Origin of the sequence: Paractinoplanes maris (genome assembly GCF_023544465.1) — a bacterium.
Taxonomy (GTDB): domain Bacteria; phylum Actinomycetota; class Actinomycetes; order Mycobacteriales; family Micromonosporaceae; genus Actinoplanes; species Actinoplanes maris.
The window spans coordinates 1-25647 of the sequence record NZ_JALPVL010000009.1; the positions used below are offsets into that span (position 1 = coordinate 1).

At 72.9% G+C, this 25647-nt stretch carries 22 protein-coding genes and 1 rRNA gene; 21 read left to right on the forward strand and 2 right to left on the reverse strand.

Annotated features, from left to right (window positions below):
• Positions 1-158 precede the first annotated feature (158 nt).
• Positions 159-275: ribosomal RNA gene (gene rrf, locus NAG42_RS25350) — 5S ribosomal RNA — on the forward strand.
• 25 nt (positions 276-300) lie between these two features.
• Here the strand turns inward: rrf and NAG42_RS25355 are convergent.
• Positions 301-2202 (reverse strand): ribonuclease E domain-containing protein, encoded by a 1902-nt coding sequence (locus NAG42_RS25355; RefSeq protein ID WP_250033504.1) that lies wholly within the window; start codon positions 2200-2202, stop codon positions 301-303.
• Between NAG42_RS25355 and NAG42_RS25360 the strand changes: the two genes are divergently transcribed.
• The 3 genes from NAG42_RS25360 to NAG42_RS25370 all read left to right on the forward strand — a co-directional run bounded on the left by NAG42_RS25360 (position 2176) and on the right by NAG42_RS25370 (position 5360).
• On the forward strand, positions 2176-3513 hold the full coding sequence (locus tag NAG42_RS25360; protein ID WP_250033506.1) for a hypothetical protein: 1338 nt from the start codon (positions 2176-2178) through the stop codon (positions 3511-3513). The genes NAG42_RS25355 and NAG42_RS25360 overlap by 27 nt on opposite strands.
• Complete coding sequence (locus NAG42_RS25365) at positions 3510-4514, forward strand: HAD-IIA family hydrolase (RefSeq protein ID WP_250033510.1); 1005 nt, start codon at positions 3510-3512, stop codon at positions 4512-4514. The genes NAG42_RS25360 and NAG42_RS25365 overlap by 4 nt, the downstream gene beginning before the upstream one ends.
• Before the next feature lie 213 nt (positions 4515-4727).
• On the forward strand, positions 4728-5360 hold the full coding sequence (locus NAG42_RS25370) for a flavin reductase family protein (protein WP_250033512.1): 633 nt from the start codon (positions 4728-4730) through the stop codon (positions 5358-5360).
• A 10-nt stretch (positions 5361-5370) separates the two neighbouring features.
• Here the strand turns inward: NAG42_RS25370 and NAG42_RS25375 are convergent, their stop codons facing one another.
• The gene (locus NAG42_RS25375; protein ID WP_250033513.1) at positions 5371-5706 is read right to left on the reverse strand and encodes an SCP2 sterol-binding domain-containing protein; all 336 of its coding nucleotides are present in this window, start codon (positions 5704-5706) and stop codon (positions 5371-5373) included.
• A 107-nt stretch (positions 5707-5813) separates the two neighbouring features.
• On the opposite strand from NAG42_RS25375, the gene NAG42_RS44365 reads away from it, so the two are divergent.
• The 17 genes from NAG42_RS44365 (at position 5814) to NAG42_RS25460 (ending at position 25300) form a co-directional block, all read left to right on the forward strand.
• Positions 5814-6737 (forward strand): phasin family protein, encoded by a 924-nt coding sequence (locus tag NAG42_RS44365; protein ID WP_284045891.1) that lies wholly within the window; start codon positions 5814-5816, stop codon positions 6735-6737.
• 4 nt (positions 6738-6741) lie between these two features.
• Positions 6742-7110, forward strand: a complete 369-nt coding sequence (locus NAG42_RS25385; RefSeq protein ID WP_250034556.1) for a hypothetical protein — start codon at positions 6742-6744, stop codon at positions 7108-7110.
• Positions 7107-7964 carry a TlyA family RNA methyltransferase gene (locus NAG42_RS25390; RefSeq protein ID WP_250033514.1) on the forward strand — a complete coding sequence of 286 codons (858 nt, stop codon included), beginning with the start codon at positions 7107-7109 and terminating at the stop codon, positions 7962-7964. The genes NAG42_RS25385 and NAG42_RS25390 overlap by 4 nt, the downstream gene beginning before the upstream one ends.
• On the forward strand, positions 7961-8857 hold the full coding sequence (locus NAG42_RS25395) for an NAD kinase (RefSeq protein WP_250033515.1): 897 nt from the start codon (positions 7961-7963) through the stop codon (positions 8855-8857). The genes NAG42_RS25390 and NAG42_RS25395 overlap by 4 nt, the downstream gene beginning before the upstream one ends.
• Before the next feature lie 44 nt (positions 8858-8901).
• Positions 8902-10647: a DNA repair protein RecN gene (recN, locus tag NAG42_RS25400; protein ID WP_250033516.1), complete on the forward strand. Its 1746-nt coding sequence runs from the start codon at positions 8902-8904 to the stop codon at positions 10645-10647.
• Positions 10648-10768: 121 nt separating this feature from the next.
• On the forward strand, positions 10769-11947 hold the full coding sequence (gene steA, locus NAG42_RS25405) for a putative cytokinetic ring protein SteA (RefSeq protein ID WP_250033517.1): 1179 nt from the start codon (positions 10769-10771) through the stop codon (positions 11945-11947).
• A gap of 18 nt (positions 11948-11965) precedes the next feature.
• The gene (locus NAG42_RS25410) at positions 11966-12919 is read left to right on the forward strand and encodes a copper transporter (protein ID WP_250033518.1); all 954 of its coding nucleotides are present in this window, start codon (positions 11966-11968) and stop codon (positions 12917-12919) included.
• A 25-nt stretch (positions 12920-12944) separates the two neighbouring features.
• Positions 12945-13784: a hypothetical protein gene (locus tag NAG42_RS25415; protein ID WP_250033519.1), complete on the forward strand. Its 840-nt coding sequence runs from the start codon at positions 12945-12947 to the stop codon at positions 13782-13784.
• Entirely contained in the window at positions 13781-15364 is a 1584-nt protein-coding gene (murJ, locus tag NAG42_RS25420; protein ID WP_250033520.1) for a murein biosynthesis integral membrane protein MurJ, read from the forward strand. Before NAG42_RS25415 ends, murJ begins: the two co-directional genes overlap by 4 nt.
• Positions 15365-15378: 14 nt before the next feature.
• Complete coding sequence (locus NAG42_RS25425) at positions 15379-16485, forward strand: glycosyltransferase family 4 protein (protein ID WP_250033521.1); 1107 nt, start codon at positions 15379-15381, stop codon at positions 16483-16485.
• Entirely contained in the window at positions 16482-18704 is a 2223-nt protein-coding gene (locus tag NAG42_RS25430) for a hypothetical protein (RefSeq protein WP_308201188.1), read from the forward strand. Before NAG42_RS25425 ends, NAG42_RS25430 begins: the two co-directional genes overlap by 4 nt.
• A 124-nt stretch (positions 18705-18828) precedes the next feature.
• Positions 18829-20508, forward strand: a complete 1680-nt coding sequence (gene pyrG, locus NAG42_RS25435; protein WP_250033523.1) for a CTP synthase — start codon at positions 18829-18831, stop codon at positions 20506-20508.
• Positions 20505-21101, forward strand: a complete 597-nt coding sequence (locus NAG42_RS25440; RefSeq protein WP_250033527.1) for an NUDIX domain-containing protein — start codon at positions 20505-20507, stop codon at positions 21099-21101. The genes pyrG and NAG42_RS25440 overlap by 4 nt, the downstream gene beginning before the upstream one ends.
• A gap of 335 nt (positions 21102-21436) precedes the next feature.
• Positions 21437-22219, forward strand: coding sequence for a GNAT family N-acetyltransferase (locus tag NAG42_RS25445; protein ID WP_250033528.1), 783 nt, complete (start codon positions 21437-21439; stop codon positions 22217-22219).
• A gap of 178 nt (positions 22220-22397) precedes the next feature.
• Positions 22398-23348 carry a hypothetical protein gene (locus NAG42_RS25450; RefSeq protein WP_250033531.1) on the forward strand — a complete coding sequence of 317 codons (951 nt, stop codon included), beginning with the start codon at positions 22398-22400 and terminating at the stop codon, positions 23346-23348.
• 324 nt (positions 23349-23672) lie between these two features.
• Entirely contained in the window at positions 23673-24473 is an 801-nt protein-coding gene (locus tag NAG42_RS25455; RefSeq protein WP_250033534.1) for a cutinase family protein, read from the forward strand.
• Positions 24474-24550: 77 nt separating this feature from the next.
• Positions 24551-25300, forward strand: coding sequence for a hypothetical protein (locus NAG42_RS25460; protein WP_250033537.1), 750 nt, complete (start codon positions 24551-24553; stop codon positions 25298-25300).
• Positions 25301-25647: the final 347 nt, after the last annotated feature.

Consider the following 25647-nt stretch of genomic DNA (forward strand, 5'->3'; position numbering starts at 1 on the left):
TGGTTCAGTCGACCGGTACTAATAGGCCGAGGGCTTAACCACCCTAAACATTGCGCTTGCGTCCACTGTGTGATTCACAGCAAACGAACAACCAGAAGCGCCACCCCCGACAAGGGGCCGGCTGCTGATACTGGTTTGTTTGTTCCGCTGATTGCTGTTTCGGTGGTCATAGCGGAGGGGAAACGCCCGGTCTCATTCCGAACCCGGAAGCTAAGCCCTCCAGCGCCGATGGTACTGCACTCGTGAGGGTGTGGGAGAGTAGGACGCCGCCGGACTCAACGTGAAGCCGAGGGCCGCCCCTTAACGGGGTCGGCCCTCGGCTGCTTTTGTGTGTTCGTACCCGAGTAGCTTTGAATGTCGAGGCAAGCCCGCCATGTCGAGGAGGGCCGGCCGTATCGGAAGGATTGATCCGTGACTACTGGACCCCAGGACGAGGGCGGCTCCGCCCCCCGCGATGACGAGGGCCGAGGCGGCCGCGGTCGCGAGGGCGACCGTGGCGGATTCCGGGGCGACCGGGGCGGTGACCGTGACCGCGGCGGCTCCTCCGGTGGCGACCGTGGCGGATTCCGAGGCGGCGACCGTGACCGAGGCGGGTTCCGGGGCGGTGACCGCGACCGTGGGGGCTTCCGGGGCGGTGACCGTGGTGGATCCGCCGGCGGTGGTGACCGTGGCGGCTACCGCGGTGGTGACCGTGGCGGTTCGACCGGCGGCGGCGACCGCGGGGGCTTCCGTGGTGGCGACCGTCCCCAGGGTGGCGGCTATTCCGGTGGCGGCGACCGTGGTGGTTTCCGCGGCGGCGACCGTGACCGTGGTGGCTACCAGGGTGGCGGCGGGGGATACCAGGGCGGCGGCGACCGTCGTGGCGTGACCGGCGGCGGCGACCGTGACCGGGGCGGCTACCGCGGCGACCGTCCCCAGGGCGGCGACCGTCCGCAGAGCGGCGGCTATCGCGGCGACCGTCCCCAGGGCGGCGACCGTCCGCAGAGCGGCGGCTACCGGGGCGACCGTCCTCAGAGTGGCGGTTTCCGGGGTGGTGACCGTCCCCAGGGTGGCGGCTATCGCGGCGATCGTCCGCAGACCGGTGGCTATCGCGGTGACCGTCCTCAGAGTGGTGGCTTCCGGGGTGGTGACCGCCCCCAGGGCGGTGGCTACCGCGGTGACCGTCCGCAGGGTGGCGGTTATCAGGACCGGGGGGATCGCCCTCAGGGTGGCTTCCGCGACCGTGAGCGTGGCGGCTTCCAGGACCGTGGCGACCGCCCCCAGGGCGGTGGCTACCGCGGTGACCGCCCCCAGAGCGGCGGCTTCCAGGACCGTGGTGATCGTCCGCAGGGTGGCGGCTTCCGTGACCGTGACCGTGGTGGGTTCCAGGACCGTGGCGACCGTCCCCAGGGTGGCGGCTTCCGCGACCGTGACCGTGGTGGGTTCCAGGACCGTGGCGACCGCCCCCAGGGCGGTGGCTACCGCGGTGACCGCCCTCAGAGCGGCGGCTTCCAGGACCGGGGGGACCGCCCTCAGGGTGGTGGCTTCCGTGACCGTGACCGTGGTGGGTTCCAGGACCGTGGCGACCGTCCCCAGGGTGGATACCGCGGTGGCTCGTCCGACCGTGGACCGACCCGGGACGACCGCGGTGGTTTCCGGGGTGGTGACCGTCCCCAGGGCGGTGGCTACCGCGGTGACCGTCCGCAGGGTGGCGGCTATCAGGACCGGGGGGACCGCCCCCAGGGTGGCGGCTTCCGCGACCGTGAGCGGGGCGGCTACCAGGATCGTGGGCAGGGCCGGGACGACCGGGGTGGCTTCCGCGGTGGTGACCGTCCGCAGGGCGGCGACCGGGAGACCGGTGGCCCGCGCGGCAGCTTCCAGGGCGGCTCCGGTGGCTCGGGCGGTTACCGCGGTGACCGCGACCGTGGCGGCTACCAGGATCGCGGTCAGGGCCGGGACGACCGGGGTGGCTTCCGCGGCGGCGACCGGCCGCAGGGTGACCGGCCGGGCAACCGCGGCGGCAGCGGCTACCGCGACCGTCCGCAGGGCGACCGTCCCCAGGGCGACCGTCCGCAAGGTGACCGTCCGTTCCGTGACCGCGACGACCGCGGCCCCCGCGAGGGTGGCTTCCGCGGCCGGGACGACCGTGCTCCCCGCGAGGGCGGCTACCGCGACCGTGAGGACCGGGCGCCCCGGGTGCGTGACGACCGGGAGAACCAGCACCCGGCCAACGACGAGCGGCTGCGCGACGACCAGCAGTCCTTCGTGGCGCCGGACATCCCCGAGGACATCGAGGCGACCGATCTCGACAACGAGGTCCGGGCCGAGCTGATGTCGCTGGCCCGCGAGGTCGCCGACAAGGTCTCGCGGCACCTCGTGGCGGCCGGCCAGATCATCGACGAGGACGCCGAGCTGGCGCTGCAGCACGCGATCGCCGCGCGGCGGCTCGCGTCCCGCATCGCCGTGGTCCGTGAGGCCGTGGGCCTGGCCGCGTATGCGGCGGGGGACTGGACGACCGCGATCGCCGAGCTGCGCACCTACCACCGGATGACCGGGCGGCAGACGCACCTGGCCGAGCTGGCCGACTGCGAGCGCGCGCTCGGCCGTCCCGAGCGGGCGATCGACCTCTACCGTGGCGCCGACGTCGAGAAGATGGACAAGTCCGGGGCGATCGAGCTGCTGATCGTGGCGGCCGGTGCCCGGGGCGACCTCGGCCAGCACGAGGCGGCCGTGTCGATGTTGCAGGTTCGCGAGCTCAACGCCGACGAGGACGCCGAGTGGGCCGCGCGCCTGCGGTACGCGTACGCCGACGCTCTTCTCGCCGCCGGCCGGCGCGAGGAGGCCCGGGAGTGGTTCACCCGCGCCGCCACGGCCGACGAGGACGGTCTCACCGATGCGGCCGAGCGCCTGCTCGAGCTCGACGGGGTGACGCTCCAGGACGAGGACACCGAGCCCACCGAGGGTGACGTGCGCAGCGGCACGACCCCCGACGAGGAGGAGTCCGAGCGCGACGGGCGGGCGGCTCTCGACGGCGACGAGGATGAGGACGACTACGACGAGGACGACTACGACGAGGACGAGGAAGACGACGCGCCTGCCGCCCGGTCCGACGCCGACGACGAGGACGACCTCGACGACGACGACGAGCCGGCCGCGCTGAGCGACGCCGACGGGGACGACGGCGCGGCAGCGCGGTCCGACGCCGCCGACGACGACGAGGACGACCTCGACGACGACGAGCCCGCCGCGCTGAGCGACGCCGCCGCCGACGACGACGACGAGCCGGCCGCGCTGGGCGACGCCGACAAGCCGGTCGCGCGGGTCGGCGCCGACCTCGAGGATGAGGACGACGAGCCGGTCGCCGCGGCGGACACCGACGTGAACACCGACCCGGTGGCCGTCGAGGATGTCGCGGAGGAGCTCGAGGCCGACGCGGAGGAGCTGGCGGACGAGAAGCGGGCGCAGTCCGGCGACGAGAAGCCGGCCGGCCAGGGCGACGAGTTCGTGAGCGAGCCGAAGCAGTCCCAGGAGTGAGCGGCGATCTGGTAGGCGGCTACGACCTGGTCATCTTCGACCTGGACGGCGTCGTCTACCTGATCGACAAGCCGATCCCCGGCGCGCCCGAGGCAATCGAGCAGTTGCGGCAGCGGAAGACGGCAGTGGCGTACGCGACCAACAACGCGTCCCGCCGTGCCGCCGCCGTCGCCGACCTGCTCACCGGCATGGGTGTGCCGGCGCAGCCGGCCGAGGTGCTCACCTCGGCCGGCGCCTCGGCCGCCGTGCTCGCCGAGAAGCTCCCCGCAGGCGCCCCGGTGCTGGTGGTCGGGGCCGACGCGCTGCGTGACGAGGTGTCCGAGGCCGGCCTGACCGTGGTCGAGTCGGCCGGGGACAAGCCGGCCGCGGTGGTGCAGGGCTTCGGCCCGGACGTCGGCTGGCAGGTCCTCAGCGAGGCGTCCCTCGCGATCCGGGCGGGTGCTTTGTGGGTGGCGACCAACACCGACCGCACCCTGCCCAGCCCGCGCGGCCCGTTGCCCGGCAACGGTTCGCTGGTCGCTGTGCTGCGGACCGCCCTCGACCGCGAACCCGACCTGGTGGTCGGCAAGCCCGAGCCGGCCCTGTTCACCACCGCCGCGACGCAGGCGAAGGCCGAGCACCCGCTGGCCGTCGGCGACCGTCTCGACACCGACATCCAGGGCGCGGTCACGTCGGGCGTGGACAGCCTGCTGGTGCTGACCGGCGTCAGCAGTCCGGCCGACCTGCTGGCCGCCGAGGAGTCGCGCCGTCCCACGTACGTGTCGGCCGACCTCTCCGCCCTGTTCCGCCCGGCCGAGGAGGCGACCGTGCCCCTTCAGGCGGACCAGGCAGCCGGCTGGACCGTCACCCGCGAGGGTGACACCGCCACCCTCGACGGGGCCGGCGACCCGGTCGTAGCTCTGCGTCTGCTGTGCGCCGTCACGTGGTCAGGCGTCGCCGTGCCGGCCCTCCGGCCGAACTCGGACGCCGCCCGCAAGCTGCTCGAGTCCTGGAACCTCTGACCACACCGCGCCGAGGATCCGGGCGGACGGACCCGCGCGTGGGCCGCGCCGGGCTGAGGTCTGAGTGTGGGCCGCACCGGGCTGAGGTCCGGGTCCGGGCCGCGCCGGGCTGGGGATTTCGGTGTGGACCGCACGGGGTTGAGGAGCCCGGTCGTGGACGCGACGTCCGAAAGCCGCCAGCATCCCACCGGGGCGCCGGGCGAGCATGAGGGCATGCATCTCGTACCGGGCCTCAAGGTCCTTTACTTCGGCACGCCCGTGGTTCTGATCAGCACGGTCAACGCCGACGGCACCGCCAACCTGGCGCCGATGTCGTCGGCCTGGTGGCTGGGGCAGTCGGCGATGCTCGGGATGGGCGACCGCAGCCGGACGGCCGAGAACCTGCGGCGCGAGCGGGAATGTGTCCTCAACCTGCCGTCGTCCGGGCTTGTCGGGGCGGTCGACCGGATCGCCATGACCACGGGACGGCCCGATGTGCCGGCGGCCAAGGCCGAGCAGGGCTACCGGTACGTCGCCGACAAGTTCGCGCTCGGCGGCCTGAGCGCACAGACGTCCGATCTGGTGGCGCCGCCGCGCGTCGCCGAGTGCCTGATCCAGATGGAGTGCCGCGTCGTGCGGGCGCACGGCTTCACCGGTGATCTGCACGCCACGGCGTACGAGATCGAGGTCCTCCGCACGCACGTGGACGACAGCCTGCTGATCCCGGGCACGGCCCACGTCGACCCGCTGCGGTGGGATCCGCTCATCATGAAGTTCACCGAGTTCTTCGGCGGCGGCGTCAACCTGCACCCGTCGCGGCTCGCCCAGGGCTGGCGGATGCCCGCCCTGGACCACACCGGACGCTGAGTGGCCCGCGTCAGAGAAGCTTGCGCAGCTTCAGCAGGTCGAACGGGTTGGCCTTGACCTGGATCTGGCGGGCGGCGATGGCCCGGGTGACGTCGAGCCGGCCGCCGATCAGCGCGATCAGGTCGTCGCTGCTCGCGATCAGGGCGATCTTGGCCTTGGGGTCGTCGCCGTCGGCTATGTCGGTCAGCAGGCCGCCCACGAGCCGGCCGTGGAAGGCCGTCTCGAGATCGGTGACCCGGCACGCCAGCGTGCGGTCGAAGTCGAGTCTGCCCCGCGTCTCCGCGTTGCGCTCGAGCCTCGCCGCCAGGTCGTGCAGTGCCTGCCGGCACTCGTCCACGGTGGCCATCGAACCTCTTTCCTCACGACACCGGTGCGCGTACGGCACCGTACCTCACGAAGTACTGCGAAGCGCCCGGTAGCGTGGCAACCCACGAGCCGTGAGAGGAGCGGAACATGCCGGACGCATGGCGGGCGTATCTGGAGATGGCGCTCGGATTGACCGAAGCACCGCGTAAGCGTGCCCAGAAGGTCGTGGGTGACGTGGTGAACCGTGGCGGTGCCACGGCCACCCAGTTGCAGGGCCTGGTCGACGATCTGCTGTCGGCCGGCATGGCGAACCGTGAGGCGCTGACCAACATCGTCCGCTACGAGGTGGACAAGGCGCTCGGGGTGGTCGGCCTGGCCACCGCCGAGGAGGTCACTGAGCTGACCACCCGCGTCCGGGATCTGGAACGGCAGTTGCGGGACGCCGAGTCCCGGGCCGAGACCGGGGTGGCGGCCGACGCGCCCAGCGAGGGCACCGGTGGCACCCGGATCGACCGGCCGGCGCCGTTGCCGCGACCGGCCAAGAAGGCCGTGGCGAAGAAGGCCGTTCCCAACGCGATGCCGTCGGCGGGCACCATCGGTTCCCAGCCGCCGGCCAACTCACCCCGCGAGACCCCGGCCACGAAGGCGGTCGCGAAGAAGGCGATGGCCAAGAAGGCTCCGGCCAAGGCCGTGCCGACGCCCGACGAGGTGATCCCGGCCGACCTGCGGTCGACCGCGAAGATCGCCCCGGCCACGGCGGAGGCGGAGGCGCTGGGCGCAAGCCCGGCCAAGAAGACCGCGGCCAAGAGCACTCCGGCCAAGAGCACTCCGGCCAAGAACGCTCCGGCCAAGAAGACGGTTGCCAAGAAGGCCGCGCCGGGCACGGAGACACCGGCCAGGAAGGCCGCGCCGAGCACGGAGCCACCGGCCAAGAAGGCCGCGAAGAAGGCGACGGCCAAGAAGGCCACCCCGGCCGCACCGGCCGGCACCGCCGAGGCGCCCACCGCGGGCGTCCGGGACGCCGCCGCCGCCACCGAGCTGCCCCCGGCGCAGCCGAGCCCGGAGGCGTGAGCCGATGACGTTCCCGAAGCCCGGCCCCCAGCCGGGCGGTTTCCGTCCGGGCCCCCAGCCCGGCGGTTTCCGCCCCGGCCCGCAGCCCGGCGGTTTCCGGCCCGGCCCGCCGCGCCCGTCGGTGCCGCCCACCGGCCCGGCCACCAGCCCGGCCACCGGCGGCCCGCAGGCCCCGGCCCAGGTCGCTGTCAACCTGCCGTCGGCGGTCGACGAGGCCACCGGTGAGATCGTGCGGGAGACCGGCCACCCGGCCGTCGACGCCGTGCTTAGCTCGCTGGAGAACGCGTCCCGGCTGGCGCCGTCCGAGCAGATCGCCGAGTACGAGGCGGCTCACCAGGTTCTCCAGGAGACCCTGGCGAGCATCGACCGGTGAAGCGGGCCCGGCTCGACGCCGAGCTGGTCCGCCGCAAGCTGGCCCGCTCCCGCGAGCAGGCCGCCCAGCTGGTCGAGGCCGGCCGCGTGCAGGTGCGCGGCACGGTGGCCCGCAAGGTGGCCGCGATGGTCGACCCGGCCGACCCGGTGCTGGTCACCGGGGAGGACCCGGCGACCGAGTACGTCTCGCGCGGCGGCCACAAGCTGGCCGGCGCGCTCGCCGCGTTCGGCCCGCGAGGGCTGGCCGTCGAGGGGCGTCGCTGCCTCGACGCCGGGGCTTCCACCGGCGGGTTCACCGACGTGCTGCTGCGCGCCGGCGCCCGGCAGGTGGTCGCCGTCGACGTCGGCTACGGCCAGCTGGCCTGGCCGATCCGCACCGACGAGCGGGTCGTGATCTTCGAGCGGACCAACGTCCGGGCGATCACGCCGGAGTCGATCGGCGGCCTCGTCGACCTGACTGTGGCCGATCTCTCGTTCATCTCGCTGCGGCTGGTCCTGCCCGCCCTGGCCGGCTGCACGGCGCCCGGCGGCGACCTCGCGCTCATGGTCAAACCCCAGTTCGAGGTGGGCAAGGACCGGGTGGGGGCGGGCGGCGTCGTACGGGATTGGCAGTTGCGCGCGGAAGCGGTGCTCGACGTGGCCGCGGCCGCCGCCGAGCTGGGTCTCGGCGTGGCCGGGGTGACCGCCAGCCCGCTGCCCGGGCCGAGCGGGAACGTCGAGTTCTTCGTCTGGTTCCGCCGCGACGCCCCACCCGCCGATCGAGCGGAGATCGAAGAAGTTGTCGCCGCCGGGCCCGGCGGCAAGGTAGCTTCTGCCGGGCCGGAGCAGACGGCCGCCCCCTTGGAGGACTCATGACCCGCTCGGCTCTGCTGGTCACCCACACCGGCCGGAGGCAGAGCACGCAGCATGCCCGGACGGTGGCTCAGGACCTGCTCGCGGCCGGTTTCGAGGTCCGGGTGATCGCCGAGGAGGTGGCCGATCTCGATCTGCCGCCCGAGGTGACCACGGTGGAGGGCGGTCCGACCCTGGCCGCGGCCGAGGGCGTCGAGATCGTGCTCGCGATGGGCGGTGACGGCACCTTCCTGCGCGCCGCCGAGCTGGCCCGCCCGGTCAAGGCACCGCTGCTCGGCATCAACCTGGGCAAGGTCGGTTTCCTGGCCGAGGCCGAGATCGACCACCTCGACCAAGCGGTCAAGGACGTGGTGGCCGGTGCCTACAAGGTGGACGAGCGCCTGACCCTGGACGTCCGGGCCGAGTACGGCGGCCGCGTGATCGCCGAGTCGTGGGCGCTCAACGAGGTGAGCGTCGAGAAGGGCCAGCGGGCCCAGATGCTCGAGCTGCTGGTCGACGTCGACGGCCGGCCGCTGGCCCGCTACGGCTGCGACGGTGTGGTGTGCGCGACGCCGACCGGTTCGACGGCGTACGCGTTCTCCGGTGGCGGCCCGGTGGTCTGGCCCGAGGTCGAGGCGCTGCTGCTGGTCCCGATCAGTGCCCACGCCCTGTTCAGCAAGCCGCTGGTGACCGCCCCGACGTCGACGTTCGCGCTCACCGTCGACCCCTACACCTCGTTCGCCGTGCTCTGCTGTGACGGGCGCCGCACCTGGGACCTTCCGCCGGGGGCCAAGGTGACCGTCGAGCGCGGTCAGCTTCCGGTACGCCTGGTCCGGCTGCAGCCCAGGCCATTCACCGATGTGCTCGTGGCCAAGTTCGCCCTCCCGGTGGAGGGGTGGCGCGGCAATCGGCGGTGACGGCCGGTGGGCAAATGTCGGGGGGCACCGATACTGTCTGCCGTGTGCTGGAGGAACTGCGCATCACCGGGCTCGGCGTCATCGACGACACGACGCTGCGGCTGACGGCGGGCATGAACGTCATCACCGGTGAGACCGGTGCCGGAAAGACAATGGTGGTGACCGGCCTCGGCCTGCTGTTCGGCGGCCGGGCCGACGCGGGCCGCGTACGGGCCGATCCGGGCCGCGCGGTCGTCGAGGGCCGGCTGCGGCTGGGCGGCAAGCTGGCCGGCGAGGTGACCACCCGCATCACCGACGCCGGGGGCGAGATCGACGACGACGGCTCGGTGCTGCTGAGCCGCACGGTGACCGTCGAGGGCCGCTCCCGGGCGCATGTCGGCGGCCGCAGCATGCCGGTGGCGATGCTCAGCGACCTGGGCGAGCGGGTGCTCGCCGTGCACGGCCAGTCCGACCAGCTGCGGCTGCTGCGCCCGGCCGAGCAGCGGGCCGCGCTCGACCGGTTCGCCGGGCCCGAGCACGAGAAGCTGCTGGAGACCTATCGCGAGGCCTATGGGCGCTGGCGGGCCGTGGTCGACGACCTGGCCGACCGCCGGCGCAACGCGCGGGCCCGCTCGCAGGAGGCCGATCTGCTCAAGCTCGGTCTCGACGAGATCAGCCGGGTCGACCCGCAGCCCGGTGAGGACGACGATCTGCGCGCCGAGGTGCAGCGGCTCGAGCACGCCGAGGGTCTGCGGGTGGCCGCCGCGCTGGCCGCGCAGGCGCTGGCCGGCGGCATCGAGGTGACCGACGAGGCGCCCGACGCGACCCAGCTGCTGGGCACGGCCCGCCGCACGCTCGAGGCGCAGGCCCCGGTCGACCCGATGCTGGGTGAGCTGGCCGGCCGCATCGAGGAGGCGGCCACCCTGGTCGGCGACGTCTCGGCCGAGCTGTCGGCCTACCTGAGCGGTCTTGACGCCGACCCGGCCCGGCTCGAGGAGATCTACGAGCGCCGCGCCGCGTTGCGCGCGCTCACCCGGAAATACGCCGACGATGTCGAGGGCGTCATCGTCTGGGCCGAGGAGGCGCGCGCCAAGCTGGCCGCGCTCGACTCGTCCGACGAGCTGCTCGACGAGCTCGACAAGGAACGTCAGCGCCTCTCCGCCCAGGTCGGCGAGCTGGCGGCCCGGCTCACCGCGGCCCGGGCCGAGGCCGCGGTCCGGTTCTCCGAGGCGGTCAGCGTCGAGCTCGCCGGCCTGGCCATGCCGCATTCCAAGGTCGAGGTCGCGGTCGTCCCGCGGGTGGCCGGCAGGGACGAGCCGACCGCCGGTGACCTGCCGGTCGGGCCGGACGGGGCCGACGAGGTCGAGTTGCGCCTGCTGGCCCACCCGGGTGCGCCGTCGCTGCCCCTGCAGAAGGGGGCGTCCGGCGGTGAGCTCTCCCGGGTCATGCTGGCCATCGAGGTCGTCTTCGCCGGTGCGGGCGGCCCCGAGACCCTGGTCTTCGACGAGGTCGACGCTGGTGTCGGCGGCACCGCGGCGGTCGAGATCGGCAAGCGGCTGGCCCGGCTCTCGCGCACCCACCAGGTGCTGGTGGTGACCCACCTGCCGCAGGTGGCCGCGTTCGCCGACCGCCACCTGGTCGTCGCCAAGGACACCGGCGGCGCCATCACCACCAGCGGGGTCCGGATCGTCGAGGAGACCGAGCGGGCGCGCGAGTTGTCGCGCATGCTGGCCGGGCTGCCCGACTCCGATCTGGGCATCGCGCACGCGGAGGAGTTGCTGGCCGTCGCGGGGCGCGAGAAAAGGGCCTGACCAGCGCGTTCGGTCATGGCACCATGACCGAGAGGGACTAGCGGGGCGAATGCCCCTTTTGTGGGTGAGATCGCGCATGTCGCGTGCCAGGCGTGTGACGCGGCATGTCAGGATGGCCGTGATGCGACTTCCCACTTTGCGCCGTGCGCGGAGCACCGATCCCGATGCCCTGGCCGGCACCGCCCGCCTCGACCGCCGGACCAAGCGTCTGACCGGTCGGCTGCGCCCCGGTGACATCGCCGTGATCGATCACGTCGACATCGACCGGGTGGCCGCCGACGCGCTGGTCGGCGTCGGCGTGGCCGCCGTGCTCAACGCGAAGCCGTCCATCTCGGGGCGGTACCCCAACCTCGGCCCCGAGGTGCTGATCAAGAACGGCATCGTGCTCATCGACGACCTCGGTGAAGAGGTCTTCGAGCGGCTCAGCGAGGGCGACTCGGTGGTGATCGAGGGCGACACCGTGCTGCTCGACGGCGAGCCGGTCGCCACCGGCGTGCGGCAGGACACCGAGACCGTCGCGCGCTCGATGGCCGATGCCCGCGAGGGCCTGTCGGTGCAGCTCGAGGCGTTCGCGGCCAACACGATGGACTACCTCAAGCAGGAGCGCGACCTGCTGCTCGACGGCGTGGGCGTGCCCGACGTGCAGACCCGCATCGCCGGTCGGCACGTGCTGATCGTGGTCCGCGGCTACGACTACAAGGACGACCTCGACGTCCTGCGGCCCTACATCCACGAATACAAGCCGGTGCTGATCGGCGTCGACGGCGGGGCCGACGCGCTGGTCGAGTCGGGCTACACCCCCGACATGATCATCGGTGACATGGACTCGGTGACCGACGACGTGCTGCGCTGCGGGGCCGAGGTCGTCGTGCACGCCTATCCCGACGGCCGCGCGCCCGGCCTCGAGCGGGTGCACAAGCTCGACGTGGCCGCGCTGACCTTCCCGGCCGCGGCCACCAGCGAGGATCTGGCGATGCTGCTGGCCGACGAGAAGGGCGCGACCCTGATCGTGGCCGTGGGCACGCACGCCAACCTGGTCGAGTTCCTCGACAAGGGCCGCGGCGGCATGGCCTCGACGTTCCTGACCCGGCTCAAGGTCGGCGGCAAGCTGGTCGACGCCAAGGGTGTCAGCCGGCTCTACAAGCAGAACATCTCCGGCTCGGCCCTGCTGTTGCTGGTGCTCTCGGCGACGGCCGCGATGGCCTCGGCGGTGGCGGTGTCGACGGTCGGGAAGGCTTACCTGACCGTGGTTTCCGAGTGGTGGGACAATCTCGTCTTCCAGCTCGGGCATCTTTTCTGACGTTTACGGGGCTCTGTCGTGATCAACTTCCGGTACCACGTGGTGTCGCTCACCGCGGTCTTCCTGGCCCTGGCCATCGGCCTGGTTGTGGGCACCGCGGCGCTCAACGGTCCGGTGGCCGACAACCTCAAGAGCCAGATCACCGCGCTCAACAAGGATCTCGGCAACAAGCGGGACGAGATCAACCAGTACCGCGAGGAGATCAGCCGCAACCAGGAGTTCGCCACCGAGATCGCGCCGACCGTGCTCAACGGCCGGCTCGCCGGGCGCAAGCTGGCCGTGCTGGCCCTGCCGGGCACCGACCAGTACGCGGACAAGGTGATCACGATGCTGACGATCGCCGGCGCGACGATCACCGCCAAGGTCACCGTGCAGGACAAGTTCTTCGACCCGGCGGTCGACCTCGACCTGCTCGACCTGGCCAACGAGTCGGCGCAGACCTCGATCCCGATCAACGAGGTCCCGCTCAACAGCAACGGCGTCGAGACGGCGAGCGCGCAGCTCTCGCTCGCCCTGATGCAGCGCAGCGGCACCACCGGCGCCGCCCCGGTCAGCCAGCCGACGGCCGCCGATGTGACCGCGGTGCTGACGGCCTACAGCGAGCAGAGCTACATCGCGGTCGACGACAAGGCCGTGGGCGGGGCCGAGGCGACCGTGATGATCACCGGTGCGCCCGCCGTCGACAAGGACGCGGCCAAGAAGGCGCAGTCGATGGTCTACATGGCGACCGAGGTGAGCAACGACGGCCCGCTGGTGGTGGCCGGGGTCGGCGTGGGCGAGGGCAACCTCATCTCGGCCGTGCGCGGCGACCCGACGCTGGTCAAGAAGATCTCCACGGTGGACAACGCCAGCACCGCCGACGGCCAGGTCGCGACCGGCATGGCCACCGCCGAGCGGGTGGTCGACAACAAGGTCGGGCAGTACGGTCTGGCCGCCGGCGCCGCGTCGCTGGTGCCCAAGGCCGCGTCGTAGCGCTCAGTCACTAGACTTCGCGACCATGGCCACTGGAGTTCTCCGGTCGTTCGGCGTCGGCTCGGCCGCCGCCCGAGCCGCCCTCGCCTGGATCCGCCGCGATCAGCACGCCGCCGCCCTGGAGCGCACCAATTTCCACGGCCGCACGGTCACCCTGGCCGGTGGCCCGGCGCTGGCGCTGGGGGCGACCGCGGCGGCGGCCCTGGGTGCGCCCGGCGGCCGTCTCAGCGCGGCCGCGGTCACCGCCGGCGCTGTCTCGGGAGCGGTCGGCCTCTACGACGACATCGTCGGCAACCGGCCCGAGCAGAAATCGGCCAAGGGCTTCGCGGGTCACCTGGGCGCGCTGCGCGAGGGCCGGGTCACCAGCGGCCTGGTGAAGATCGCCGGGGTCGGCGCGGCCGGGCTGATCGCGAGCTCGCTGATCGGCAGCGGCCGGTCGAGCCGGGCCGGGCGCGCGGCCGACGTGCTGATCGGCGCGGGGGTCATCGCCGGGATGGCCAACCTCGTCAACCTGCTCGACCTGCGCCCGGGCCGGGCCATCAAGGCGGGCGCGATCATCGGTGCGCCACTGGCCCTGGGTCGTCGCGGCGGCATCGCGGCGGGCACGCTCGGCGCGTCGGCGGCGCTGCTGCCGGCCGACCTGGGCGAAGAGATCATGCTGGGCGACTCGGGGGCCAACGCGCTGGGCGCACTGCTGGGCGTGGCTCTGGTGGCCCGCAGCGGCCCGGCCGGCCGGCTGGCCGCGCTGACCGTGCTGGGCGCGCTGACCGCCGCCAGCGAGAAGGTCAGCTTCACCCGGGTCATCCAGGACACGCCGTGGCTGCGCACCATCGACGAGCTGGGCCGCCGCCCTCCGCAAGCGTGAGCGAGGGCCGCGGCGGTCTGGCCCAGGCTCCCGGTGTGCGGATCGCCGGGGCGGCCGCGCTCATCACCGTGCTCACGGTGGTGGCGCGCCTCGCCGGGTTCGGGCGCACCTTCGTGTTCCTGCAGACGGTCGGTCACGGCGACCTCGGTGACATCTACAACGCCGCCAACACGATCCCGAACATCGTCTTCGAGCTGGTCGCCGGGGGTGCACTGGCCAGCCTGGTGGTGCCGCTGCTGGCCGGGGCGGTCGCGGCCGGTGACCGCGAGCGGGTCGGGGCGGTCACCTCGGCCCTGATCGGCTGGTCGGTCGTGCTGCTCGTGCCACTGGCCGTCCTGGTCAGGGTGCTGGCCGGCCCGATCGCCGGGCTCCTGCCCGATGTGCCGGCCGCCCACCAGCAGACCGCGGCCGCGATGCTGGAGGTCTTCGCCTGGCAGCTGCCGCTCTACGGCCTCGGCATCGTCCTCACCGGCGTGCTCCAGGCCCACCACCGCTTCGCCTGGCCGGTGATCGCCCCGTTGCTGTCCAGCGTCACGGTGATGACGGCCTACCTCTCGTACGCGGCGGTGGACGGCGCCCGGACCGACTTCGCCGGGCTGAGCCGCGGCGGCGAGGCGATTCTCGCCTACGGCACCACAGCCGGGGTCGCCGTGCTCGCCCTCTGTCTGCTGATCCCGTTGACGAGGCTGCGCCTGCGTCTGCGGTGGACGCTGCGCTTCCCGGGTGACGAGGGCCGGCAGGCCATCCGGCTGGGCTGGGCGGGCGCGGTCACCGTCGGCTCGCAGCAGATCATGCTGGTGGTGGCGATCGCGCTCACGGCGAGCGGCGGACTGGTCCTCTACAACACCGCCCAGACCGTGTTCCTGCTGCCGTGGGCGGTTCTGGCCGTGCCGGTGGCCACCGCGGTCTTCCCCTCGCTGTCCGCCGCCGCCAGCCACCGCGACGAGCCGGCCTACCGGGCGGCTCTGTCCGGGACCGCGCGGTCGGTGATGCTGCTGGCCGGGCTGGGCGCGGCCGCCCTGGTGGCGCTGGCCGGCCCGGTGGCCTACCTGATCGGTGCGGCCCCTGCCGCGGACGGCATCGTCGGCTTCGCCCCCGGCCTGCTCGGTTATGCCTTGTTCGCACTGCTCTCGCGTGCTCTCTACGCGCGGGGCGCGACGGTCGCCGCCGCGGGCTCGACCGCCGCCGGCTGGATCCTGGGTGCCGCGGTGGCGCTGGTGCTCGCCGGCGCGGGCGACCAGGTGTTCACCCTCGGACTGGCCAACGCCGTGGCCATGTCGGCAATCGGACTCCTGCTGGTGCTCGCCGTCCGCCGGCATGCGGGACCCGAGGCGCTGGCCGGTCTCGGGCGCACCACGCTCGTCACGCTGCTCGCCGCCGGTCTGGCCGCGCTCGCGGGCTGGGGTGCGGTGGCCGGGTCGGGTGCCTTGTTCGGCGCGACCCCGCAGGCTGTTCCCAGCATCGTGCAAGGCATATTGGGGGGTCTCGCCGTGCTCGTCGTCTTCGTGGGCGTCGCCTATCCGCTGGCCCGGCGTGACCTGGCGCCGCTGGCCCGCCGGCTGCGGCGCCGCTCGGCCTGATCGAAGGGATTTTTGTGGGCGTCGACTGGCGTGGTTCGGTGGCTCTGGTGCTGGCCTCCAGCACGGGCGGGGTCGGCCAGCACGTCGCCTCGCTGGCCCGCGGCCTGGTCGCGGCGGGCTGCGACGTGCTGGTGTGCGGGCCCGAGGCCACCGACGAGCTGTTCGGCTTCGCCGCCGCCGGCGCCACCTTCGTCCCGGTCGAGATCCCGGCCGCCCCTGGCCCGCAGGACGCCAACGCCGTCCGCCAGCTGCGCGGCGCCTTGGCCGCGCGCCGCCCCGACGTCGTCCACGCCCACGGCTTCCGCGCCGGTTTCGTCGCCCAGCTCGCCCGGTCCGGCACCCCGCTGGTCATCACCTGGCACAACGCCGTCCTGTCCCGCAAAGGCCTGCGCGGTCAGGCCTCCCTGCTCGTCGAGCGGGTCGTGGCCCGCACCGCGACGCTCACCCTGGGCGCCTCGGAAGACCTGGTGGAGCGGGCCACCGCGCTCGGCGCCCGCCGGGCCCGCCTCGGCGCCGTCGCCGCGCCCACGCTGCCCGCGCCCAAACGCAGCCGGTCGGCCGTGCGGGCCGAGTTCCGGCTGCGTCCCGGGACCCCGCTGATCGTCTCGGTCGGCCGGTTGCACCCGCAGAAGCGCTACGACCTGCTGGTCGACGCCTCCGCCCGGTGGCGTGACCTCGACCCGGTGCCGGTGGTCGTGGTGGCCGGGTCGGGCCCCAGCTACATGGAGCTGGCTCAGCGGGCGTCGCGTGAGCACGCGCCCTTTCAGCTGCTCGGGCGGCGCAACGACGTGGCCGACCTGCTGCTCGGGGCCGACCTGGCCGTGATCACCAGCGACTGGGAGGCGCGGCAGCTGTTCGCCCAGGAGGCCCTCGAATCGGGTGTCCCGCTGATCAGCACGGCCGTCGGCGGGCTGCCGGGGCTGGTCGGGGACGCGGCGGTGCTGATCCCGCCCGACGACGTCGACGCGCTCGACAACGCCGTACGGGAAATGCTCGCCGACCCCGAGATGCGCGCCGACTATGCCGCCCGGGGGCCCGCGCGAGCCGCGACCTGGCCTCGGGAGGCCGACACGGTCGCCGACGTGCTCGCGGCGTACGCCGAAGTGACGGGCGCGCGGTGAGAGCTCTCGACCGGTTCCGGCGCGTCCGCCGGGCCTCGGTTCCGGCCGGGCGGCGACGGACCGCGGCCTGGGTGCCCTATCTGATGGTCGCGCTGATCGCGGTGGCCGGCCTCGCCGGACTGTCCGTGCGCCCGGCCGGCGACAACAACACCGGCAGCGCCGACTACGTGATCCTGGCCGGGTCGGCCGGCCTGCGCTGGGACGACCTCGACCCGCAGCGCACCCCGACGCTGTGGCAGGAGGCCACAAAGGGTTCGATCGGCTGGCTGTCGGTGCGCTCGGCGATGCGGGTGACCTGCCCCTCCGACGGGTGGCTGACGCTGGGCGCGGGCAATTACGCCGCCTGGCCCCGGCGCACCACGGGCAGCCAGTGCGAGCCCGCCGCGCCCGCGCTGACCCGGCCCGACACCATCGGCGCCAACCTCACCGACCAGCGTTCGGTGGTCCAGAACAATCAGGACCAGCTCCCGTACGGCGCGGTGCCCGGCGCCCTGGCCGAGTCGGTGCGCTGCACCTACGCCTTCGGGCCGGCCGCGGCGATGGCGGCCGCCCGCCCGTTCGGCCGGGTCGACAAATACGAGCCCTCGCTGCCCGCCGATCCCAGGGCTCTGCTCACCCAGTGCAACCTGAGCATCGTCGACCTGGGCACGATCGCGGGCTCCGGCGCCCAGCGCGAGCAGGCGGTGCGGGCGGCCGACGCCATCCTGGCCCGGATCGTCGCCGCCCGTCCGGAGCGCTCGCTGCTGATGGTGGCCGGGGTGTCCGACACCGAGCGCTCGTCGCGGCTGCACGTGGCCATCGCCGAGGGGGAGGGCTGGAACGGCGGCTGGCTCACCTCGGCCGGCACCGGCCGCGACGGCTACCTCCAGCTGATCGACCTGGCCCCGACTGTGCTCACCGCGCTCGGCAAGCCCGCGCCCGAGAAACTCTTCGCCGGCCGCGCGGCCACGGCGGTCGAGGGACGCCCGGCCGACGTCGCCGACGCGATGCTGGGGGTGCACAACGCCGACCAGCGCTCGGTGGCCCAGCGTTCGGTGGCCGAGATCTTCTTCACCGTGCTGGCCGGCTTGCAGGTCCTGCTCTTCCTGCTGGCCGTGCCGGTGATGGTGCGCGCCCGCCGGCACGCCGGGCCGCGCGGCCCCGCGCTGCCGTCGGCCCGGCTGGTCGCCGTCCTGGAACTGGCCCTGATCGCGGCGGCCCTGGCCATCCCGGCGGCGCTGCTGGCCGACGCGACGCCGTGGTGGCGCTACGGGCATCCGGCCTGGGTGTTCGGCAGCGTCACCGGCCTGTTCATCGTGATCGGCACCGCCCTCGTGCGGTTGGCGCCCCGCTATCACCGCACACTGTGGCCGATGGGCGCGGTCGCCGGCATCGGTGCCCTGGTGGTCGGCCTCGACCTGCTGACCGGCGCCCAGCTCCAGCTCAACGGCGTCGCCGGCTATTCGGCGGTGTCCGGCGGGCGCTATGCGGGGGTCGGCGGCGTGGGTCTCGGCGTCTTCGTGGCCGGGCTGCTCGTGCTGGCCGGCTCGCTGGCCCAGTGGATCACCAAGCAGTGGCGGCCGGTCATCGTCGTCCTGCTCGGGGGCATCGGCGTGGTGGTCGTGGGCAGCCCCTACATGGGGGCCGACCCGGTCGGGGCGATCGCCGTGACGGCCGGGGTCTGCGTGGCCGCCGCGATCACCACCGGAGGCTGGCTGACCGTCCCGCGCTTCGCCTGGGCCGCGCTGGCCGGGCTGGCCGTCACGATCAGCTTCGCGGCGGTCGACCTGCGCCGGCCCGCGGCCGATCAGGGCATCGTCGGGCGGCTGCTGACCGAGCTGGGCAACGGCACCGCCGGGCCGGCCATGCAGCGGGCCGCCACCGCCAACGGGCAGGCCCTGCTGGACAGCCCGCTGACGGTCCTGGCCGTGGCCGGGGTGCTGATGCTGGCCTTCTGCCAGTTCTCGCCGTGGGGCGGGCTCAACCGGCTCTTCGGGCTGCACCCGGCGCTGCGGGCGGCCGGGGCCGGGGTGACCGTGGCGACGCTCATCGCCGGGGTGCTCAACGGGTCGGCGCTGACCGTGGCCGGAGCGGCGGCGGCCGCGGCGGTGCCGACCGCGGTGCTCACCACGCTGCGGGTGCTGCTGCACGCCGCCGACCGGACCCGGCCCGAGGGCGAGACGTACGGCCCCGGGGGCCCCGGGCTGCGCGAACCGGCCTCGTCGACGCCGGTGGCGTGATCGCGGACACGCGTCGCGACCAGCCCGAACGTGCGGACGCCGCGGCAGGTGTTACGGTGAACTCCCGTGGATGGGGCCCAGGCCCCGGCCGCAGTCACAATCAGGCGACCACGGGAGCAGGGCGTTGGCCTCATCAGTGCGCGAAACGCGGCACATCTTCGTCACCGGGGGCGTCGCCTCCTCGCTGGGCAAGGGCCTGACCGCCTCCAGCCTCGGTAATCTTCTGACCGCGCGCGGGCTCCGGGTCGTCATGCAGAAGCTCGACCCCTATCTGAACGTCGACCCGGGCACGATGAACCCGTTCCAGCACGGCGAGGTCTTCGTGACCGAGGACGGGGCCGAGACCGACCTCGACGTCGGGCACTACGAGCGGTTCCTCGACCGGTCGCTGTCCGGCAAGGCGAACGTCACGACCGGCCAGGTCTATTCGACGGTCATCGCGCGCGAGCGGCGCGGCGAATACCTCGGCGACACCGTCCAGGTCATCCCGCACATCACCAACGAGATCAAGTCGCGCATCTTCGCGATGGCCGACCCCGACGAGTCCGGCCGCCGGCCCGACGTCGTGATCACCGAGGTCGGCGGCACGGTCGGCGACATGGAGTCGCTGCCGTTCCTCGAGGCGATCCGCCAGGTCCGCCACGAGGTCGGCCGCGACCACGTCTTCTACCTGCACGTCTCGCTGGTGCCCTACCTGGCCCCCTCGGGCGAGCTCAAGACCAAGCCGACCCAGCACTCGGTGGCGGCGCTGCGCAACATCGGTATCCAGCCCGACGCGCTGGTGTGCCGCAGCGACCGCGAGATCCCCGAGAAGCTGAAGCACAAGCTGGCGCTCTACTGCGACGTCGACCGTGAGGCCGTGGTGGCCGCACCCGACGCGCCCAGCATCTACGACATCCCGAAGGTGTTGCACCGGGAGGGGCTGGACGCCTACGTCGTACGGCGTCTGGGTCTGTCCTTCCGCGACGTGAACTGGACGCAGTGGGACGATCTGCTGCACCGCGTGCACCACCCGAAGCGGACCATCACGGTGGCGCTGGTCGGCAAGTACGTGGACCTGCCCGACGCCTACCTGTCGGTCAGCGAGGCGATCCGGGCCGCCGGGTTCGGCAACAATGTCAAGATCCAGCTGCGCTGGGTGCCGAGCGACGACTGCGAGACCACGGCCGGCGCGGCCGCGGCCCTCAAGGGTGTCGACGGCATCGTGATCCCGGGCGGCTTCGGTGTCCGCGGCATCGAGGGCAAGATCAACACTTCGCGGTACGCCCGGGAGCACCAGATCCCGATCCTGGGCATCTGCCTCGGCCTGCAGTGCATGACGATCGACGCCGCGCGCCACCTGGCCGGGCTGGCCGGGGCCAACTCGCTCGAGTTCGACGAGCAGGCGCCGTACCCGGTGATCTCGACGATGGCCGACCAGGAGGACATCGTGGCCGGCAAGGGCGACCTGGGCGGCACCATGCGGCTGGGGGCCTACCCGGCCGAGTTGCAGGAGGGCTCGATCGTGGCCGAGGTGTACGGCTCGACCGACATCTCCGAGCGGCACCGGCACCGCTACGAGGTCAACAACGACTACCGGGCCACGCTGGCCGAGGCCGGCCTGGTCTTCTCGGGCACCTCGCCCGACGGCCGGCTCGTCGAGTTCATCGAGCTCGACCGCTCGGTCCACCCGTATTTCGTGGCCACCCAGGCCCACCCCGAGCTCAAGAGCCGGCCCACGCGTCCCCACCCGCTCTTCGACGGCCTGGTCAAGGCGGCCATCGAGTACGCGGCGGCCGACGAGCTGCCGGTGGAAGCGTCATGACCGCGTTCCAGCACGACACCCGCTCGCGGACCGCCCGCTACGAGGGCCCGATCTTCACCGTGTTCACCGACGAGGTGACGATGTCGTCGGGCGGCACGGCCAAGCGCGACGTCGTGCAGAACAAGGGCGCGGTCGGCGTGGTGGCGCTGGACGAGGTCGGCCGGGTCGTGCTGATCAAGCAGTACCGGCACGCGGTGGGGCAGCGGCTGTGGGAGCTGCCGGCCGGGTTGCGCGACGTCGAGGGCGAGGGGCTGGAAGTCACGGCCGCGCGGGAGCTGGCCGAGGAGGCCGACCTGCGGGCCGGGTTGTTCCACCTGCTGATCGATCTCTACACGTCGCCCGGCTTCGCCGACGAGACCATCCGGATCTTCCTGGCCCGGGAGCTGGTGCCGGTGCCGGACGAGGAGCGCTTCGAGCGTACGGATGAGGAAGCCGACCTCGAGATCGCCTGGATCGACCTCGACGAGGCGGTGGCGATGGTCTTCCGCGGCGAGATCACCAACGCGGCGGCCGTCGCCGGGCTGCTCGCGGCGGCCCGCGCGCGCGACGAGGGCTGGGCCACGTTGCGGCCCGCCGGCACCCCGGCGCTCTGATACCGGGTGAGCGCGGGCCGGCCGCCACCGGCCCGCGCTCACCGTTTCGCCGGCGTCACCCCCGGCGGACACCGGCCACTGTGGACTGGCGGAATGATGGTCTCCCGCGTTCCGGAGCCCGGCAATCTGCCGTTCGGCGGTCCCGGAGACGCTTGTCGGCCCCCGTTTCGACCCGTTCGGGGGAGCCTGCTCGGGCGCATTCCAGAAGTGATGCCGGGCTGCGCGTGACCCAGGCGCCACTGGCCTTTCCGGCGCACCGGCAGTCGTCGGCGGGATCTCACCAACGCGCTCTAAATCGGTTGCTTCGCGCAGTACGCCGATGCACTGTGGCGCCCGTGAATGACCATCTTCTGGCGGCCTATGACGCCCAGTTACGCACCGATGCCGAGACTCCGGGTGCGGTCTCCGTCACCCGGCTGGGGCCGCTGCGCCTCGCCACCTTCGCGGGCGGCCGTGGATTCATCACCTACCAGGATCTCGGCGGGGCCGACGCCGAAGCGATCCGGCAACTCGTCCCGCAGGCGCTCGCCCACTATCAGGCCGACCCGGAGATCGAGCGGGTCGAGTGGAAGACCCGGGGGCACGATCACGCGCCGGGCCTGCCCGAGGCGCTGACACAGAACGGGTTCATCGCCGACGAGCCTGAGTCGATCATGCTGGGCGAGGCGCGGCTGCTGGCCGTCGACGTCCCGCTGCCCGAGGGCGTGACCCTGCGGACGGTCACCGAGGAGGCGGACGTCCGGGCCATGTGCGCGATGCAGGACGAGGCGTTCGGCGAGCCCGGCGGGCACGACATGGTGGACGCCCTCCTGCGCCGGCTGGCTCGCGACGACGGGATGGAGTTGTGGGTCGCCGAGGCCGACGGCCGGATCGTCAGCGCGGGGCGGCTGGAGCCGGTGGCGGGCACGGACTTCGCCGGGATCTGGGGCGGGGCGACCCGGGTCGAGTGGCGCGGGCGCGGCATCTATCGGGCCCTGACGGCGGCCCGGGCCCGGTCGGCGCTCCGGATGGGCAAAACCTTGATCAACAGTGACTCGACCGAGTTCTCGCGCCCGATCCTGGAACGTTCCGGTCTGGTCAAGGTCTCGACCACGACCCCCTATGAGTGGCGTCGATGAGCCTCCGGTGCGGCTAATTTTCAAGATTTTCTAGCAGGCGGTCTGAGCTGGGCATTTGCTGCCCGGCAAGCGTCGATATGGGGGGTGTTCCGGCGGAGGGCGTTGAACCGGGCGACGGGTGAGGGCCGTACTGGCCCGCAACACCGGTGACATCGACGTCCAACGACGAGGAGTGGTCATGAGGTCCCGCACGTATCGACGACGGAACGACGACAGCCGGCGCAAGACGATCGGCGCGGTGGTGGTCGCGGGTGTGGTCGTCGCCATGGGTGTGACCGGGCTTCAGCTGGCCTCGGCGTCCACCGAGACCAAGGCCGTCGATCTGGTGACTGTGGACGGTCAGCAGTTCGACGTCGCCAAGTGCGCGGACGTCCAGGTCAACGCGGGCGCCGTCGTCTGTGACGGCGAGGAGCTCGCCCCGGTCGAGGCCCAGGCGCCCGGTGACGCGGCCGCTGCTTCGGCGGCGGCGCTCGAGACGGCGTGCGACACGTTCGCGGCCGACGCGGCGGCGGCCGCGGGTGGCGGCGAGGAAGCGGGCGGTCAGGACGCCGGTGAGGAAGCCGCTGCGGGCTCCCCGGCGGCCAAGGCCGAGAACAAGGCTCAGGCCAAGAAGTGGGCCAAGGTGCTGAAGGCGCGGGCCGCCGAGAAGGCTGCGGCCGGCCAGAAGGCCGGTGCGGGCAAGAAGGCGGGCGCGGAGGCCGGCGCTGCTGAGGAAGCCGGTGCGGGCGCGGAAGCCGGTGCTGGTGAAGAGGCTGGTGCAGGCGCGGAAGCCGGTGCCGGTGAGGAAGCCGGTGCTGGTGAAGAGGCGGGCGCCGGCGAAGAGGCTGGTGCTGGTGAGGACGCGGGTGCCGCGGACGCTGCGGCTGCCGCTGCGGCCAAGGCTGTCGCCTCCGCGCAGCAGAGCCTGCTCCAGGCCTGCCTGACGCTGGCCGACGCCAAGGCCGCGGCCGGTATCGGTGGCGACGCGGGCCAGGGCGACGACGCGGGCGCCGGTGAGGAAGCCGGTCAGGGCGAGGACGCCGGCGCCGGCGAGGAAGCCGGTGCTGGTGAAGAGGCCGGCGCCGGTGAGGAAGCGGGCGCCGAGGGCGGTGCGGCCGACGAGGGCGCAGCTCCCGCCGCCAAGAAGTAGAGGCGCATGAGCGGCGGCGGTGTGGGGATATCTCGGCCCGCACCGCCGCTTTTCTCTGCCCGCGATGCGGTGCTCCATCGCTTGAATACACACCCGGTGAACGGCTGGTCGCCTTGCGCGCGACCAGCCGTTCTCGGTTATCGGTGACCATTGACGAGCAATTCTGAGACGGCCGTCTCAGGGCTCTGAGCAGGTAATATGCCATTAGATCAATTCCCTCGCCATTCTTTGTGAGCCGGGTCCGATCCGGCATTCGGGCCGCCGCCGTACTCGCTTGTAGCGGACGGTCGACAGCCGCCCGCGGGGATGAAGGAGGGCACGGAAATGGCGAGAAGGCGTGTGGGGGCCCGAAAGAGCAGGCGGTTCCTGACGGTCGGTATCTGCGCGGCCGTGGTGGCGGCCGGCGCTGTCGTGACGCCGCAGGCGTTCGCGGGGACCACGGGCGGCTCGGCGGCGAGCGCCCAGGGCGGCTCGTTCTTCGAGCGGCTGCGAGCCCGATTCGGCCAGAACGGCGGAAACGCGGGCGGCGGGAACGCGGGCGGCAACGCGGGTGGCGGTCAGAACGGCGCCGGTTGCTCCGATGTGGAGCTCGTCTTCGCTCGGGGCACCGGGGAGCCGCAGGGGCTGGGCATCCTGGGCCGGCCGCTGGAGCAGGCGCTGGCCGACGAACTGCCGAACCAGTCCGTCGGCTCGTTCGCCGTCGTCTACGCGGCCGCGAGCAACCAGCAGAGTGCCGGACCGGGCGCCACCAACATGACCCAGCACCTCCAGCAGGTCGCGCAGAGCTGCCCGGAGACGCAGTTCGTGATCGGCGGATATTCGCAGGGCGCGACGGTCACCGACATCGCGATCGGCATCCGCGGCGTCGGCACCCAGGGCCAGGCCATCCCGGCCAACTTGCGTGACCGGGTCGCGGCCGTGGTGGTCTTCGGCAACCCGCTCGGCATCCGGCGGCAGACGATCGCGCGTGCCGCGCCGGAGTTCGCGGACCGGGCGGTCGAGTTCTGCGCCACCGGTGACCCGGTATGCGGCGGCGGCAACAACTTCGCCGCCCACCTCTCCTACGCGCGCAACGGCGACGTGCAGGACGGGGCCGAGTTCGCGGCGGCCCAGATCGGCGGCTGATCCCGCGCGGAGGGCCGGTCACGCTGGGCGTGACCGGCCCTTCTCGTACGTGGAGCCGGTGCCCTACCTTGACAGGCGTGATGGTCGTCGCGACTGTGGCGTTCTGTATCGGGGGCTGCCTGCTCGGCGGCGCCGGCATCTTCCTGTTGCTCAACGTGGGCGACTACCAGTCATTGCGCACGCTTCGCCGTCTGCGGGTCCGGTCGGTCGCTCAGGCGGGCGGTGGCCGGGTCGCGGTCGAGGGGCACATCGAGTACGGCCCGGCCGGCCCCCAGACAGCGCCGGTCACGGCCGAACAGTGCGCCTGGTTCCACGTACGGCTGATCCGTGAACCCAGCCGCCACTACACGAGCAGCGACGACCCCGACCACGACGTGCTGCTGGACTTCTCGTCGCCGGGCGGGTTCACACTGGCCGACCACAGTGGCCGGGTGCCGGTCGATCCGGCGCTGCTCGACGTGCTGAACACGACCGGCCCCAGCGTGGCGGTGCACACCAAGATCATGCACAAGCGCTCGAAACCGGAGACGCTGCCGCCCGTGGTCCCGCGCGAGATCGTCGATGATCTGCGCAAGAGTGAGCGCCTGACGCTGACCGAGACGAGGGTGCCCCGCGGCGCCCAGGTCTTCGCGCTGGGTCGCCTCTCGAACGGCGAGCTCAAGCGCAGTTTCGCCGGCCTCACCGTCTTCTCGTCGAACAGCCGCGACAAGGTCATCGCCAGCCGCAAGGACGACATCGGCCTCGGCGCCCGCATGGTGGTCGGTTTCGGCCTGGCCGGTCTCATTCTCGCCGCCGGCAGCGCCGCCTACCTGACCACATTGGCGTAGACCGACACGGCGACACGGCGGCGCGGCTGCACGGCGACACGGCGGCGCGGCTGCACGGCTGCACCAGGGGTGCGGCTGCACGGCTGCACGGCTGCACGGCTGCACGGCTGCACGGCTGCACGGCTGCACGGCGGCGCGGCTGCACCAGGGGTGCGGCTGCACTGCGGCACGGCTGCACGGGGGTGCAGCTGCGCGGGGGTGCACGGACACGGCGACGCCCGTCGCCGGGCTGACGGCAACGGGCGTCGCGGAACTCGTGGTGCGACCGGATGAGTGCGACCGGCTTGGTTACGACCGGCTGGGATGCGGCCGGATGCGGTGCGTGGGTGGCGGCGGTGCCGTCACCC